At 69.0% G+C, this 15,779-nt stretch carries 12 protein-coding genes; all 12 read left to right on the top strand.

Annotated elements, in window-relative coordinates:
- Positions 1-68 precede the first annotated feature (68 nt).
- The 12 genes from efp (at position 69) to gmk (ending at position 15,762) form a co-directional block, all read left to right on the top strand.
- The gene (efp, locus tag V2S05_RS03540; RefSeq protein ID WP_413633917.1) at positions 69-632 is read left to right on the top strand and encodes an elongation factor P; all 564 of its coding nucleotides are present in this window, start codon (positions 69-71) and stop codon (positions 630-632) included.
- A gap of 2 nt (positions 633-634) precedes the next feature.
- Positions 635-1,045, top strand: a complete 411-nt coding sequence (gene nusB, locus V2S05_RS03535) for a transcription antitermination factor NusB (RefSeq protein WP_099195950.1) — start codon at positions 635-637, stop codon at positions 1,043-1,045.
- A 50-nt stretch (positions 1,046-1,095) separates the two neighbouring features.
- Positions 1,096-4,410: an SNF2-related protein gene (locus V2S05_RS03530; RefSeq protein WP_413633915.1), complete on the top strand. Its 3,315-nt coding sequence runs from the start codon at positions 1,096-1,098 to the stop codon at positions 4,408-4,410.
- Between the two features lie 97 nt (positions 4,411-4,507).
- On the top strand, positions 4,508-6,100 hold the full coding sequence (locus tag V2S05_RS03525; RefSeq protein ID WP_413633911.1) for a Rieske 2Fe-2S domain-containing protein: 1,593 nt from the start codon (positions 4,508-4,510) through the stop codon (positions 6,098-6,100).
- A 95-nt stretch (positions 6,101-6,195) separates the two neighbouring features.
- Positions 6,196-6,726 (top strand): bifunctional pyr operon transcriptional regulator/uracil phosphoribosyltransferase PyrR, encoded by a 531-nt coding sequence (gene pyrR, locus V2S05_RS03520; protein WP_271637605.1) that lies wholly within the window; start codon positions 6,196-6,198, stop codon positions 6,724-6,726.
- Complete coding sequence (locus tag V2S05_RS03515) at positions 6,723-7,682, top strand: aspartate carbamoyltransferase catalytic subunit (RefSeq protein ID WP_413633909.1); 960 nt, start codon at positions 6,723-6,725, stop codon at positions 7,680-7,682. Before pyrR ends, V2S05_RS03515 begins: the two co-directional genes overlap by 4 nt.
- Before the next feature lies 1 nt (position 7,683).
- Positions 7,684-9,018 carry a dihydroorotase gene (locus V2S05_RS03510; RefSeq protein WP_413633907.1) on the top strand — a complete coding sequence of 445 codons (1,335 nt, stop codon included), beginning with the start codon at positions 7,684-7,686 and terminating at the stop codon, positions 9,016-9,018.
- Positions 9,015-9,521 carry a hypothetical protein gene (locus V2S05_RS03505; protein ID WP_413633906.1) on the top strand — a complete coding sequence of 169 codons (507 nt, stop codon included), beginning with the start codon at positions 9,015-9,017 and terminating at the stop codon, positions 9,519-9,521. The genes V2S05_RS03510 and V2S05_RS03505 overlap by 4 nt, the downstream gene beginning before the upstream one ends.
- Entirely contained in the window at positions 9,518-10,702 is a 1,185-nt protein-coding gene (gene carA / locus V2S05_RS03500; RefSeq protein WP_413633905.1) for a glutamine-hydrolyzing carbamoyl-phosphate synthase small subunit, read from the top strand. The genes V2S05_RS03505 and carA overlap by 4 nt, the downstream gene beginning before the upstream one ends.
- The gene (gene carB, locus V2S05_RS03495; RefSeq protein ID WP_413633903.1) at positions 10,702-13,989 is read left to right on the top strand and encodes a carbamoyl-phosphate synthase large subunit; all 3,288 of its coding nucleotides are present in this window, start codon (positions 10,702-10,704) and stop codon (positions 13,987-13,989) included. The genes carA and carB overlap by 1 nt, the downstream gene beginning before the upstream one ends.
- Entirely contained in the window at positions 13,986-14,849 is an 864-nt protein-coding gene (gene pyrF / locus V2S05_RS03490) for an orotidine-5'-phosphate decarboxylase (protein ID WP_413633901.1), read from the top strand. The genes carB and pyrF overlap by 4 nt, the downstream gene beginning before the upstream one ends.
- On the top strand, positions 14,842-15,762 hold the full coding sequence (gmk, locus tag V2S05_RS03485; RefSeq protein WP_413633900.1) for a guanylate kinase: 921 nt from the start codon (positions 14,842-14,844) through the stop codon (positions 15,760-15,762). The genes pyrF and gmk overlap by 8 nt, the downstream gene beginning before the upstream one ends.
- Positions 15,763-15,779: the final 17 nt, after the last annotated feature.

The raw sequence follows: 15,779 nt of genomic DNA, 5'->3' as shown, positions 1-15,779 counted from the left end.
TCGGCCACCTCATTGCGCGCAACCGCGCCCGGCCTTCGAAGCTTCTGAATGAACGGACCCCCATCACCATGGCATCCACCGCAGACATCAAGAACGGCGTCGTCATCAAGATCGACGGACAGCTCTGGAGCGTCGTGGAGTTCCAGCACGTCAAGCCCGGCAAGGGTGGCGCCTTCGTCCGCACCAAGCTGAAGAACGTCGTCACGGGCAAGTCGGTCGACAAGACCTACAACGCCGGCACCAAGATCGAGATCGAGAACGTCGACCGTCGCGACTTCACCTACCTGTACACCGACGGAGACAGCTTCGTCTTCATGGACCAGGAGGACTACGACCAGATCAACGTCCCCGCGGCCACCGTCGGCGACGCCAAGAACTACATGCTCGAGAACCAGCAGGTGCAGATCGCCCTGAACAACGGCAACCCGCTTTACATCGAGCTGCCGGCCTCGGTCGTGCTCGAGGTCACCTACACCGAGCCGGGCCTGCAGGGCGACCGATCGTCGGCCGGCACCAAGCCCGCCACCCTCGAGACGGGTTACGAGATCCAGGTTCCGCTGTTCCTCGAGTCCGGCACCAAGGTCAAGGTCGACACCCGCACGGGCGACTACCTCGGCCGGGTCAACGACTGACCTTGAGCGCTCGCACCAAGGCGCGCAAGCGCGCCCTCGACATCCTCTTCTCGGCCGACGTGCGCGGCGAGGAGCTCTCGGTCGTGCTCGCCGCAGCCGCCAAGCGCGCGGCCAGCGAGCCCGCGCGCGAGGCGTCGTGGCTGTACGCCCGTGACATCGTCGACGGCATCATCGACAACCGCGATGAGATCGACGAGCACATCACCACGCACAGCAACGACTGGAAGCTCGACCGGATGCCCGCCGTCGACCGCGCCCTGCTGCGCATCGGCACCTGGGAGATCGTCTACAACGACGAGGTGCCCACGGCCGTCGCGATCGACGAGGCAGTGGAGCTGGCCAAGGAGCTGTCGACCGAGGACTCCGGCGCCTTCGTGCACGGCGTGCTCGCGCGCATCGCACGTTCCATCTGAATCGCAGGCGGCGCTGACCGAGTGTCGGTGGTGACGGGGAGGATGCTGTCATGAGCTCTCCCCGTCCCTCCGCAGCGGCGCTGCGCGATCTGGCGGGAGACGGCGGCTACGAGCGCGGGCTCGACTACGCCCGCCGCGGTCGCGTCGTCGATGCGCGGTGGGATGCCGCAGCGCAGACGCTCACCGCCGAGGTGCTCGGAAGCGAAGCCGCCCCCTATCGCTGCCGGGTGCGATTCGACGGGCAGCGGATCATGACGACCAGCTGCACGTGCCCGGTCGCATCGGCCTGCAAGCACGCGATCGCAGCCGTCGTCATCGGCGCCGTCTCCGATGAAAGGCTGCGCGCAGAGCCGCCGTCACAAGCGATGACGATGCCTGCGCCGCCGCCTCCCCGAGAGCCGTGGGAGCAGTTCGGTGCCTTCGCGAGGCCGGCGCCGCCGCCCGCATGGCGTGCGCTGCTGAGCGCTGCGCCCGCGCCGACCGCGCTTCCCCTCGCGCTGGGAATCGAACTGCGCACGCGGCCCCGCCACTCGTTCGATCGGTGGGGCCCGGCTGCCCTGCAGACCGCGACACCCCGAGATCTCGCGGGCGATCACGGTGAGATCCTGCTCTGCGTCCGCCCGCTCATGCGCAGCGCGTCGACGGGCCGGTGGATTCACGGCGATGTCTCATGGGACTCCGTGCGGCGCTCGTCGGCGCGCTTCGATGCCGACCAGGCGCGCTGGTTCACCGACTTCCTCAACATCGCGCGCGACTCGCTGCTCTCCGGCACAGCGGGTGACTGGATCGCCCTCGACAGGGTCGAGACGCCGCTGCTCTGGCAGCACGTCGATGCTCTGGCGGGCCTCGGCATCCCGATCATCCCGACGCAGAAGCACACCGCCGTCCGCTTCGCCGAAGGGGCGGCGATCGGTCTTCGCATCGACCCCGCCGACGGCGGGGGATTCGCCGTCGGCGTCGACGCGGTGCTCGACGGGCAGGCGGCGCCGGCGGCGCACCTGCGCCCGATCGGCCGCATCGGACTGTACCGGTGGGAACTCGTGGGTTCGGGTCTCGAGGTGACCATCGCGCCCATCGGGCTCGCGCCGGCGGTTCTCAATGCCATCAACGCGCCCGCTCCGATCGATGTACCGGCGCAGGATAAGGAACGGTTCCTCGCCGAGGCCTATCCCGCTCTCGCCAGGCAGACCGTCGTAACGGCGCCGGAGGGCCTCGCCCTGCCCTCCCTCGCCGTTCCCGCGCCGGTGCTGCGCGTGACCTTCCGCTCGGGCCACCGCATCGCATACCGCTTCGAGTGGGAGTACGCAGGTCAGGGCTCCGTCGCATTCACGGGCGGCTCGGAGCCTTTTCGCGATCCGGATGCCGAGCAGCGGCGCTCCCGCGACATCGAGGCGATCTGGGCAGCTGCCGCCCACGATGCGTTCCGCGATCGCGCGGAACTCGAACAGCTCGCTGCCGCGGAGTGGGCGGCGCACGTGCTGCCGGCTTTCGAGACGTCCGAGGTGAAGGTCGTGGTCACCGGGCGCCGAACCCGATACCGAGAACTGACCGGCACGCCCGAGATCTCGGTATCGACCGTCGAATCGACCGACGCCGACTGGTTCGACCTCGGCGTGCTGGTGAAGATCGATGGACACTCGATTCCGTTCACGCCGCTGTTCACCGCGCTGAGCATGCGGCGCACGAAACTCATGCTCGTCGACGGCACGTACTTCTCGCTCGCGCATCCCGCACTCCAGCAGCTGCGCGAGCTCATCGACGAGGCCGGCGCGCTCACTGAATGGGAGACCGGCCCGCGGATCAGCCGCTATCAGACCGCGCTCTGGGAGGATTTCGAGGATCTCGCCGACGAATCCGAGCAGGCGGTCGGCTGGCGAGCTGTGGCCGAGGGCCTGCGTGGCATCGATCGGGTGCCGCACACCCCGCCGCCCGGCGGGCTTCGCGCTCACCTGCGTCCGTATCAGCAGCAGGGACTCGACTGGCTGGCGTTCCTCTGGCGGCATCGGCTCGGAGGCATCCTCGCCGACGACATGGGTCTCGGGAAGACCCTTCAGCTGCTGTCGCTCATCGCGCACGCCGTAGAGGTGGGAGAGAAGCGTCCCTTCCTCGTCATCGCGCCCACCTCGGTGCTCGGGACCTGGCGCAGCGAGGCGAGCCGGTTCACGCCCGACCTGCGGGTGAGCGTCGTCGAAGGCACCGGATCGCGGCGGGCCGACGAGATCGGCGCGATGGCCGCCGGCGCCGACATCCTCGTCACCTCGTACACGCTGCTTCGGCTCGATGCCGAGGAGTATCAGGGCATCGACTGGGCGGGGGTGATCATCGACGAGGCGCAGTTCGCGAAGAACCCCGCCACGAAGGTGCACCAGGCGATCGGGCAGTTGCGATCGGTCGTCACGATCGCCGTCACGGGCACGCCGCTCGAGAACAGCCTGACTGACCTGTGGGCGCTGTTCGCGCTGACCGCGCCGGGACTGTTCCCGTCGAAGCGGCGGTTCCGCGACGAGTACGTGCAGCCGATCGAGCGGGGCAAGGTGCCCGAGAACGAGGAGGGCGCCCCGTACCGGCAGCGGCGACTCGAGCGGCTGCGCCACCGCATCCGGCCTCTCATGCTGCGACGCACCAAAGAGCTGGTCGCGAGCGATCTGCCTGAGAAGCAGGTGCAGGAGCTGTTCGTCGACCTGAGCCCTGCGCACCGGGCCCTCTACGACACCGTCCTGCAGCGGGAGCGCCAGAAGGTTCTCGGCCTGCTGGCCGATCTCGATCGCAACAGATTCATCGTGTTCCGCTCTCTCACGATGCTGCGGATGCTCGCGCTGTCGCCACGGCTGATCGACCCGGATGCCGAGGATGCGTCGTCGGCGAAGCTGGACGTCCTGCTCGAGCACGTGCGGGAGCTGCGGGCTGAGGGGCACCGCGCCCTCGTCTTCAGCCAGTTCACCTCGTACCTCGAGCTGGCGGCCGAGCGGCTGCAGTCCGCGGGTATCGCCTACGAATACCTCGACGGGTCCACTCGACGACGGGACGACGTCATCGCGGCATTCCGCTCCGGTGACGCCCCGGTGTTCCTGATCAGCTTGAAGGCCGGGGGGTTCGGGCTCACCCTCACCGAGGCGGACTACGTGCTGCTGCTCGACCCGTGGTGGAATCCCGCGGCCGAGGCACAGGCGATAGACCGGACGCACCGGATCGGACAGACGCAGCCGGTGATCGTGTACCGCCTGATCGCCGCGGGAACGATCGAGGAGAAGGTCCTGGCGCTTCAGCAGCGCAAAGCCCGCCTGTTCACCGCGGTCATGGACGACGAGGCGCTGTTCTCGCAGGCGCTCACGGCCGACGACATCCGCGGGCTGCTGGAGTCGTGAACGCCGCGTCACTGCCATCCGGATAACCACGGCCGGTCACCGGGCCCGCTCAGCGAGCGCTCGGTAGAATCGACGTCGTCCAACCCTGAGGAGAGACATGCGGATCACGGGACTCGGCCACGCCGGGATGTTCATCGAGACGGTCGGCGGAAACATCATCTGCGACCCCGTGCTCGGTCCATCGTTCTACGGCTCGTGGTTCCCGTTCCCCGACAACCGCGGCCTGGACTGGGAGCGACTCGGACGCGAGGCGGACTTCCTCTACATCTCGCACCGTCACCGCGACCACTTCGACCCCAACCTGCTCGAGAAGTACATCTCGAAGGACATCGAGGTGCTGCTGCCCGAGTACGTCACCGACGACCTCGAGGTCGACATCCGCAGGCTCGGGTACGACAACATCACCTACGCACCGGCAGGCCAGGTGATCGAGCGCGGCGACCTGAAGATCATGATCACGCCGCTGCGCGCGCCCAGTGACGGACCGATCGGCGACTCCTCGCTGAGCGTCGATGACGGCACGGCATCCATCCTCAACCAGAACGACTCGCATCCGCTGGATCTGGAGGCGCTGCTGTCGTTCGGCAAGCCCGAGGCGTACTTCACCCAGGTATCGGGAGCGATCTGGTGGCCCATGGTCTACGACCTGCCGCAGGACGCGAAGCAGAAGTTCGCCGCACTCAAGCGCGAGGCGCAGAACAAGCGCGCCATGTACTACATCGAGAAGGTCGACGCACCGCACGTGTTCCCGATGGCCGGGCCCCCGATGTTCCTGCGCGACGAGCTGTTCCGGTTCAACGGGAAGGGCCAGGACGACGACTCGATCTTCACGGATCAGAAGGAGTTCCTCGCGCACATGAAGGAGCTGGCCCCGAAGTACGACGGCCACCTCTTCATCCCGGGCACGGTCGTCGAGATGAACCACGGGGACATGACCGTCTCGCAGAGCCTGTACTCCGAAGACGAGATCACCCACATCTTCGACGAGAAGTGGGATTACCTCGAAGAGCAGCGCGCATCGCGCCAGCAGGAGATCATCGATGAGGAGGCCACCCGGGCCGAGATCATCCCGCCGGCCGAGATGCTGGCGGCGATCAAGGAGTGGTGGGAGCCGCTGCTGAAGAAGTCGCGCACCATCCGCCTCGGCGTGGGCGGCAACGTGCGCTTCCGCATCGGCGAGCTGGACATGGTCGTCGACTTCCCCAAGGCGAAGGTGCGCGAGTACGCGGGGGAGGAGTGCATCTACTGGTACACGATCCCCGCCGATCTCGTCTCGACGAACATCCGCGACCACGAGATCGACTGGTCGAACTCCATCTTCCTGTCGATGCAGTTCTCGGTCGGCCGCAGCGGCAAGTTCAACGAGTTCCTCACCACGTTCCTGAAGTGCCTCTCGGTCGATCGCATCGAGTACGTCGAGAACTGGTACCAGGAGCAGACCGATCAGACCGAGGACGCCGAGATCGACGACTGGGTCGTGCAGCGCCGCTGCCCGCACCTGCGCGCCGACCTGACCCGTACGGGCAAGATCGAGGACGGCGTCCTGACCTGCTCGATGCACGACTGGAAGTGGGACCTCGAGACGGGCAAGTGCCTGACGACGACCGGGCACCCGATCCGCGCGTCGCGGGTCATCAAGACCGGCTCACGTTCCGAAGAGGAGCGCGAGCCCGCCGCCGCACGGGGCTGACGTCACACGTCATCGCGTCCCACCGGTCTGTCATAGACTGGAGGCATCACCGAACCTTTAACACCGTCCTGTGAGGCGGAGAAGGGAAGTGGCCGTTGTCTGCACGCACAGTGCTGCATGAAGCCGATATCGCGCGCGCTCTGACGCGCATCGCCCACGAGATCCTCGAGTCGAACCGAGGCGCCGACGGGCTCGTGCTCCTCGGCATCCCGACCAGGGGAGTGACGCTCGCCGAACGGCTCGGCACGATCATCTCCGGCATCGCCGGCACCGACATCGCGGTGGGCTCGCTCGACATCACCCTGTTCCGCGACGACCTGTCGAAGCACCCGACCCGTGCGCCCAAGCGCACCGAGATCCCCGCCGGCGGCATCGACGGCAGGACCGTCGTGCTCGTCGACGACGTGCTGTTCTCGGGGCGCAGCATCCGCGCAGCGCTGGATGCCCTTCAGTCGATCGGTCGCCCCGCTGCAGTGCGTCTGGCGATCCTGGTGGATCGCGGCCACCGCGAGCTGCCCATCCGTCCCGACTTCGTCGGCAAGAACATCCCGTCCTCCCGCGCGGAACGAGTGAACCTGCGCCTTCGCGAGCTCGACGGAGCCGATGAGGTGACGATCGAATCATGAGGCACCTGCTCGACATCCGCACCCTCGATCGCGAGCAGGCCCTGCGCATCCTCGACGTCGCCGAGGACATGGCAGACACGCAGTCGCGCGAGGTCAAGAAGCTTCCCACGCTCCTCGGCAAGACCGTCGTCAACCTCTTCTTCGAGGACTCCACCCGCACCCGCATCTCATTCGAAGCGGCGGCGAAGCGACTCTCCGCCGACGTGATCAACTTCGCGGCGAAGGGCTCCAGCGTGTCGAAGGGCGAGAGCCTGAAGGACACCGCCCAGACCCTGCAGGCGATGGGGGCGGATGCCGTGGTCGTGCGCCACTCGGCGTCCGGAGCACCCCGCACGCTGGCGACGAGCGGCTGGATCTCGGCCGGCGTGGTCAATGCGGGCGACGGCACGCACGAGCACCCGACCCAGGCTCTTCTCGACGCATTCACGATCCGCAAGCGCCGCTACGGCAGCGAGAGCCGTGGCCGCGACCTGTCTGGCCTGCGCGTCGTCATCGTCGGCGACGTGCTGCACTCCCGGGTGGCTCGCTCCAACGTGTGGCTGCTGTCGCTGCTCGGTGCCTATGTCACACTGGTCACCCCGCCGACGCTCGTACCGCAGAACGTGTCGCAGTGGCCCGTGCGAGTGATCTACGACCTCGACGCCGCACTGGCCGAGGGGCCGGACGCCGTCATGATGCTGCGCATCCAGGCGGAGCGGATGCACGCCGCGTATTTCCCCACTGAGCGGGAGTATTCCCGGCTATGGGGGCTCGACGCCGTGCGCGCGGCGAGCCTGCCGGACGATAGCATTGTGATGCACCCGGGGCCCATGAACCGCGGGCTGGAGATCTCATCCGAAGCCGCGGATTCGCCCCGCTCCACCGTGCTGGAGCAGGTCACGAACGGAGTCTCCGTGCGCATGGCCGTGCTCTATCTGCTGCTGGCAGGCGAGCGCAACGACGAAGAGGGGAAGTGAAGTGAGCGAGACCCTCGTCATCGAAGGCGTCCGGTTGCTCGGGCGCGACAGCGCAGACATCGTGATCGAGAACGGTGCCATCGCCGAGATCGGCTCAGGGCTCACCCGAGCGGGCGCGCGCGTCATCGACGCCGCGGGCCTGGTCGCGCTGCCCGGCCTCGTCGACCTGCACACGCACCTGCGTGAACCAGGGTTCGAAGCCTCCGAGACCGTGCTGACCGGCACGCAGGCAGCGGCGGCCGGCGGGTTCACGGCGGTCTTCGCGATGCCGAACACCCAGCCCGTCGCAGACACCGCGGGAGTCGTCGAGCAGGAGCTCGCCCTCGGCGAGGCCGCAGGCTATGCGACGGTGCAGCCGATCGGCGCCGTGACCGTCGGACAGAAGGGTGAGCGTCTCGCCGAACTGGGTGCCATGGCGGGATCCCGCGCCCGCGTGCGCGTCTTCAGCGATGACGGCTTCTGCGTGTGGGATCCGCTGATCATGCGGCGCGCGCTGGAGTACGTGAAGTCGTTCGACGGCGTCATCGCGCAGCACGCGCAGGACCCGCGTCTGACCGAGGGCGCGCAGATGAACGAGGGCGTCGTGTCGGCCGAGCTGGGCCTCGCGGGCTGGCCCGCCGTCGCCGAGGAGTCGATCATCGCCCGCGATGTGCTCCTCGCCGAGCACGTCGGCTCGCGTCTGCACGTGTGCCACCTCTCGACCGCCGGCTCCGTAGACATCATCCGGTGGGCGAAGAAGCGCGGCATCCGGGTGACGGCGGAGGTCACTCCCCACCACCTGCTGCTGACCGACGACCTCGTGCGCGACTACGACGCCCGCTACAAGGTGAACCCGCCCCTGCGCACCGCCGAGGACGTGATGGCCGTGCGCGACGGCCTCGCCGACGGCACGATCGACATCGTCGCGACCGACCACGCCCCGCACCCGGCCGAGAACAAGGCGTGCGAATGGCAGGCCGCCGCGAACGGCATGGTCGGGCTCGAGAGCGCGCTGCGCGTCGTGCATCAGGCGATGGTCGGGACCGGCCAGCTCGACTGGGCGGACGTCGCTCGCGTGATGAGCGCCGCTCCCGCCCGCATCGGGCGCCTCGACGGCTTCGGCGCCCTCGAAGTCGGGCGGCCCGCGCACGTCACGCTGTACGACCCGAGCGTGCCCGGGGTGTTCACCGAAGCCGACCTGCACGGACGCAGCCACAACTCCCCGTACCTGGGACGCGAGCTGCCAGGCCGCGTGCAGTGGACCATCCACGGCGGCGTCGTGACCGTCGACGGCGGAGCCCTCGTCGCGGAGCTCGGCGCGGGCGATGTGCTGAGCGAGCGGAGCGAGACGAAGTGACTCGCGAGCTCGCGGGGCTGATCATCGCCCTCGTCGCCGCGCTGATCCTGCTCTCGATGTTCATCGCCTGGCGCAGGCGCCTGCGCCGCGACGCCGGCCTGACCGCTCCGCTCGGCGTGCCCGAGCACGCCGACGTGACCGGCCGGTACGAGGTGCTCTATGTCGCCACGACCGCGCACGACCAGCCGCTCGAGCGGCTCGCGGTCAGTCCGCTGACCTACCGCGCTCGGGGAGAGCTCGTGCTCACCGACCGAGGCGTCGCGCTGAGCCTCGACGGCGCACCGACGGTGTTCCTGCCGTCCGCGCGACTGGTCGCGGCAGACCGCGCCACCGTCGCCATCGACCGCGTCGTGGAGCGCGACGGTCTCATCCGCCTCGTGTGGCGGGTGGCCGACGACGTCCACGTCGATTCCTTCATCCGGCCCACCTCAGGCGGGCCCTCAGAGATCGTGCCGCAGCTCGAGCGCCTCTGCGCCGGCGCGGAGAACGGAGAGAACTCGTGACATCCCCCGACCAGACCGCCCAGGGCCCCTCGACGGGCTCAGGGGCCCAGAACGCCGCTGTGCTCGTTCTCGAGGACGGCACCCGCTTCGAAGGCCGCGCATACGGCGCGCGAGGCACCACGCTCGGCGAGGTCGTCTTCGCCACCGGCATGTCCGGCTACCAAGAGACGCTGACCGATCCCTCGTACGCCGGTCAGATCGTGCTGCAGACCGCGCCGCACATCGGCAACACCGGCATGAACCGCGAGGACCAGGAGTCCTCGCGCATCTGGGTCGCGGGATACATCGTGCGCGACCCCGCCCGCCGGGTGTCGAACTGGCGCTCCGAGGAGTCGCTCGACGACGCGCTCGTGCGCGAGGGGATCGTGGGGATCAGCGGCATCGACACGCGCGCCCTCACCCGTCGCATCCGCGACACGGGGTCGATGCGCGGCGGAATCTTCTCGGGCGACGCCGCCGGGCTGGACGCCGACGAGCAGCTGCGTCAGGTGACCGCCGCTCCCGAGATGGCGGGTCAGAACCTGTCGGCGACGGTGTCGGTCACCGAGCCCCTCGTCGTCGCCGCGACCACCGAGCGCATCGGGAACGTCGCCGTGATCGACCTGGGCATCAAGCAGTCCACCGTCGACAACCTCGCAGCGCTCGGCTTCGACGTGCACGTGCTGCCGCAGTCCGCCGGTTTCGACGACATCGCCGCGACATCTCCCGACGCGGTGTTCTACTCGAACGGCCCCGGCGATCCCTCGGCATCCGACGAGCAGGTGGCCGTGCTGCGCCAGGTGCTCGACGCGCGCATCCCGTACTTCGGCATCTGCTTCGGCAACCAGCTGTTCGGACGCGCGCTCGGGCTCGACACCTACAAGCTCACCTTCGGCCATCGCGGCATCAACCAGCCCGTCATCGACAAGGCCACCGGCCGGGTCGAGATCACGGCCCACAACCACGGCTTCGCCGTGCAGGCCCCGCTCGAGGGCGCATTCGACAGCCCGCACGGCTACGGGAAGGTCGAGGTGAGCCACGTCGGCCTGAACGACCAGGTCGTCGAGGGCCTCCGCGCCCTCGACATCCCGGCCTTCTCCGTGCAGTACCACCCCGAGGCGGCGGCGGGGCCGCACGACGCCCACTATCTCTTCACCCGATTCCGCGAGCTCGTCCTCGCCAGCAAGAAGGGCGCCAACTGATGCCGAAGCGCGAAGACATCAACTCCGTCCTGGTCATCGGCTCCGGCCCGATCGTCATCGGTCAGGCCTGCGAGTTCGACTACTCGGGAACCCAGGCCTGCCGGGTGCTGCGCGAGGAGGGCGTGCGCGTCATCCTGGTCAACTCCAACCCGGCGACGATCATGACCGATCCCGACTTCGCCGATGCGACCTACATCGAGCCGATCACGCCCGAGGTCATCGAGACCATCATCGCCAAGGAGAAGCCGGATGCCATCCTGCCGACCCTCGGCGGTCAGACCGCTCTGAACGCCGCCATGGCGCTGCACGAGCGCGGCATCCTCGACAAGTACGGCGTCGAGCTCATCGGGGCCAAGGTCGACGCGATCCGTCGCGGCGAGGACCGCCAGGTGTTCAAGGAGCTCGTGATCGAGGCGGGCGCCGACGTCGCGAAGTCGGTCATCTGCCACACCATGGACGAGCTCATCGCCGGCGCCGCAGAGCTCGGCTACCCGCTCGTCGTGCGGCCCTCGTTCACGATGGGCGGCCTGGGCTCGGGCTTCGCCTACGACGAGACCGACCTCCGCCGCATCGGCGGCGCCGGCCTGCACGACTCGCCGACCAACGAGGTGCTGCTCGAGGAGTCGATCCTCGGGTGGAAGGAGTACGAGCTCGAGCTCATGCGCGACACCGCCGACAACACGGTCGTCGTCTGCTCGATCGAGAACGTCGACCCCGTCGGCGTGCACACCGGCGACTCGATCACCGTCGCGCCGGCGCTCACGCTCACCGACCGCGAATATCAGAAGATGCGCGACATCTCGATCGACATCATCCGCTCGGTCGGCGTCGACACGGGCGGCTGCAACATCCAGTTCGCCGTCGATCCGACCAACGGGCGCATCATCGTCATCGAGATGAACCCGCGTGTCTCGCGCTCGTCTGCCCTCGCCTCCAAGGCGACCGGATTCCCGATCGCGAAGCTCGCCGCCAAGCTCGCCCTCGGCTACCGCCTCGACGAGATCCCGAACGACATCACCGGCGTCACCCCGGCGAGCTTCGAGCCGACCCTCGACTACGTCGTGGTCAAGGCGCCCCGCTTCGCGTTCGAGAAGTTCCCGGCGGCCGACGCCACCCTCACCACCACCATGAAGTCGGTGGGCGAGGCGATGGCCATCGGGCGCAACTACACGACCGCGCTGCAGAAGGCGCTGCGCTCCCTCGAGAAGCGCGGCTCCAGCTTCCACTGGGGTGACGAGAGCCGTTCGGTCGAGGAGCTGCTCGAGATCGCGAAGACCCCGACCGACGGCCGCATCGTCGTGCTGCAGCAGGCGCTGCGCAAGGGCGCGACCATCGAGCAGGCCTTCGATGCGACGGCGATGGACCCGTGGTTCCTCGACCAGATCGTGCTGATCAACGAGGTCGCAGACAGCGTCGCCAGCGCCGACGAGCTCGATCGCGTCACCCTGCGTCTCGCCAAGGAGCACGGCTTCAGCGACGCGCAGATCGCGCAGCTGCGCGGCCTCGACGAAGCCGAGGTGCGCTCGATCCGTCACGGCCTCGACGTGCGTCCGGTGTTCAAGACCGTCGACACCTGCGCGGGGGAGTTCCCGGCCCTGACGCCGTACCACTACTCGAGCTACGACTTCGAGACCGAAGTCGCGCCGAGCGAGCGCACCAAGATCGTCATCATCGGCTCGGGCCCCAACCGCATCGGCCAGGGCGTCGAGTTCGACTACTCGTGCGTGCACGCGTCGTTCGCGCTCTCGGATGCCGGGTACGAGACCGTCATGGTCAACTGCAACCCCGAGACCGTGTCGACCGACTACGACACCTCCGACCGGCTGTACTTCGAGCCGCTGACCCTCGAGGACGTCCTCGAGGTGCTCGATGCCGAGGCCCGCAGCGGCACCATCCTCGGCGTCGTCTGCCAGCTCGGCGGACAGACGCCGCTGGGTCTGGCGAAGGGCATCGAGGCGGCGGGCTACACGGTGCTCGGCACCAGCCCCGCAGCGATCGACCTGGCCGAGGAGCGCGAGCTGTTCGCGCGCCTGCTCGATGACGCCGGTCTGGTCGCCCCGCGAAACGGCACGGCGATCGACGTAGACGGCGCGGTGCGCATCGCCGAGGACATCGGATACCCCGTGCTCGTGCGGCCGAGCTTCGTGCTCGGCGGCCGCGGCATGGAGATCGTCTACGACACCCCGTCGCTGCGCGACTACTTCGTGCGCACCGCGGGCGAGGTGGTCATCGAGGAGGGCAAGCCCCTGCTCGTGGACCGCTTCCTCGACGATGCGATCGAGCTCGACGTCGACGCCCTGTACGACGGCACCGATCTGTACATCGGCGGGGTCATGGAGCACCTCGAAGAGGCCGGCATCCACTCCGGCGACTCGAGCTGCACGCTGCCGCCCGTCTCGCTCGGCCGCACCGACATCGACCGCGTGCGCACGGCGACGCTCGCCATCGCGGAGGGCGTGGGCGTCCGGGGTCTGCTGAACGTGCAGTTCGCGATCAGCGCCGGTGTGCTCTACGTGATCGAGGCGAACCCCCGCGCGAGCCGCACCGTCCCGTTCGTGTCGAAGGCGCTGGGCATCCCGATGGCGAAGGCCGCGAGCCGCCTCATGGCGGGTGCGACGATCGCCGAGCTGATCGACGAGGGCATGCTGCCCGCGCAGGACGGATCCCGCGTGCCGCTGGGCGCTCCGGTCGCCGTGAAGGAGGCGGTGCTGCCGTTCAAGCGCTTCCGCACCCACGACGGCAAGGTCGTCGACTCGGTGCTCGGGCCCGAGATGCGCTCGACCGGCGAGGTCATGGGCATCGACCGCGACTTCCCGACCGCGTTCGCGAAGAGCCAGTCCGCCGCGTACGGCGGGATGCCGACGGCGGGCACCGTGTTCATCTCGGTCGCGGATGCCGATAAGCGCGAGGTCATCCTGCCGGCCCACCGCCTGCAGCAGCTCGGCTTCACCCTCGTCGCGACGGAGGGCACGGCCGAGATCCTCAGCCGGAACGGCATCGACGCGCAGGTCGTGGCGAAGTACAGCGAGACGCAGGAGAACGGCGAGCAGAACATCGTCGACCTGATCAACGACGGGGAGATCGACATCGTCGTGAACACCCCGTCCGGCGGCGCGGCCCGCGCCGACGGGTACGAGATCCGTGCCGCGGCGGTCGCCGCCGACAAGGCGCTGTTCACCACCATGGCCGTGCTCGGCGCCGCCGTGACCGGCATGGACGCCACCCAGTCCGGCTTCCACGTGCGCAGCCTTCAGGAGTACGCCTCCGACCGTGAGGCCGCTCGATGACCCAGCCGTTCGGAGCGCGTCTGCGCACGGCGATCGACCGTCTCGGTCCGCTGTGCGTCGGCATCGACCCGCACGCGGCCCTGCTCGACCAGTGGGGTCTGGCGCAGGACGCCGAGGGCCTGCGCTCGTTCGGTCTGGCCGTGGTCGAGGCCGCGGCCGGCCGAGCGGCGGTCGTGAAGCCGCAGGTCGCGTTCTTCGAGCGCTTCGGCTCGAAGGGCTTCGCCGCACTGGAGGACGTCATGGCCGCCGCGCGGGATGCCGGGCTGATCGTGCTCGCCGACGCCAAGCGCGGCGACATCGGGTCGACCATGGCCGGTTACGCCGCGGCATGGCTCGAGGCCGGATCGCCCCTCGAAGCAGATGCGGTGACGATCAGCCCGTACCTCGGGCCGGAGTCGCTGCGCGACACCCTCACCGGAGCGGTGCGTGCAGGCAAGGGCGTGTTCGTGCTCGCTGCGACGAGCAACCCCGAGGCCGCCGCGCTGCAGACCGCGCACACGGTCGACGTGGCAGGCGGCGAGGAGCAGACGGTCGCGGCCCGGGTCGTCCGGGATGTCACCTGGGTCAACAGCTCGCCGGCCTTCGATGGCGCGCTCGGACCGATCGGCGTCGTGATCGGCGCCACGGTCGATCGCGCCGTGGTCGGCATCGACGACGAGATCCTGACCGGCACGCCCGTGCTCGCGCCGGGCTTCGGAGCACAGGGCGCCACTGCGGCCGACCTCACCGCCCGGTTCGGGGTGGTCGCGTCGAACGTGCTCGCCAGCGAGAGCCGCAGCATCCTCGCTGCGGGCCCTGGCGGCATGGCCGAGGTGATCAGCGCCCGCAACGCGCGATACCAGGAGGTACTCCGTGGCTGAACGACCCGCAGTCCCCGACGTCGACCGCGTCGCCGCCTCCCGCCGGGCGCTCGAGCGACGTCGAGCGCGCGCCGCGCTCAAGCGCGACCTGAGCACGCGGGTCGTCGCACCCCAGGCGGTGCTGCGCCAGGCGACGGAGGAAGCCGATTCCGACGCCGCCACGATGCGTGTCACCGACTTCCTGATGGCTCTGCCCGCCATCGGCGCCGGCAAGCGCGACCGTGTCCTCGAGGATCTGCACATCGCTCCGGTGAAGCGACTCGGCGGACTCGGCGTGCGCCAGCGCACCGCACTGCGGGCGTGGCTCGACGAGCGCTTTCCCCCGCACCGCCCGCGCCCGGCCCGCAGCCGGCTGCTCGTGCTCGCCGGCCCCACGGCCGTGGGCAAGGGCACGGTCGCTGCCCGCATCCGGGAGACCCATCCCGAGATCCACCTCTCGGTGTCGGCGACGACGCGCGCCCCACGCCCCGGCGAGGTCGACGGAGTGCACTACTACTTCGTCGACGACACCGAGTTCGATCGCCTCATCGCCGACCGGCAGCTTCTCGAATACGCCGTGGTGCACAACAAGCACCGCTACGGCACACCGCGCGGTCCGGTGGACACCGCACTGGCCGAAGGCAGGACAGTGCTGCTCGAGATCGATCTGCAGGGAGCCAGGCAGGTGCGGGCCGCCGAGCCGTCGGCATCCCTCGTCTTCCTGCTGCCGCCGAGCTGGGACGAACTCGTCCAGCGTCTCGTCGGCCGCGGCACCGAGGACGCCGAGGAGCGCGCCCGCCGACTGCGCACTGCGCGGGTGGAGCTGGCCGCGCAGAACGAGTTCGATTACCTCGTCGTGAACGCCGACGTCGCCACCGCGGCCGAAGAGGTCGTAGAATTGTCCACAGACTCTGCGCGTCGCCCGGCTCCCTGAGCCCTCGGACCGCGCGC

This window comes from Microbacterium sp. OR16, assembly GCF_047306725.1.
Classification (GTDB): domain Bacteria; phylum Actinomycetota; class Actinomycetes; order Actinomycetales; family Microbacteriaceae; genus Microbacterium.
The sequence above is the reverse complement of the archived record's forward strand: the minus strand, read 5'-3'. Positions and strand labels throughout refer to the sequence as shown.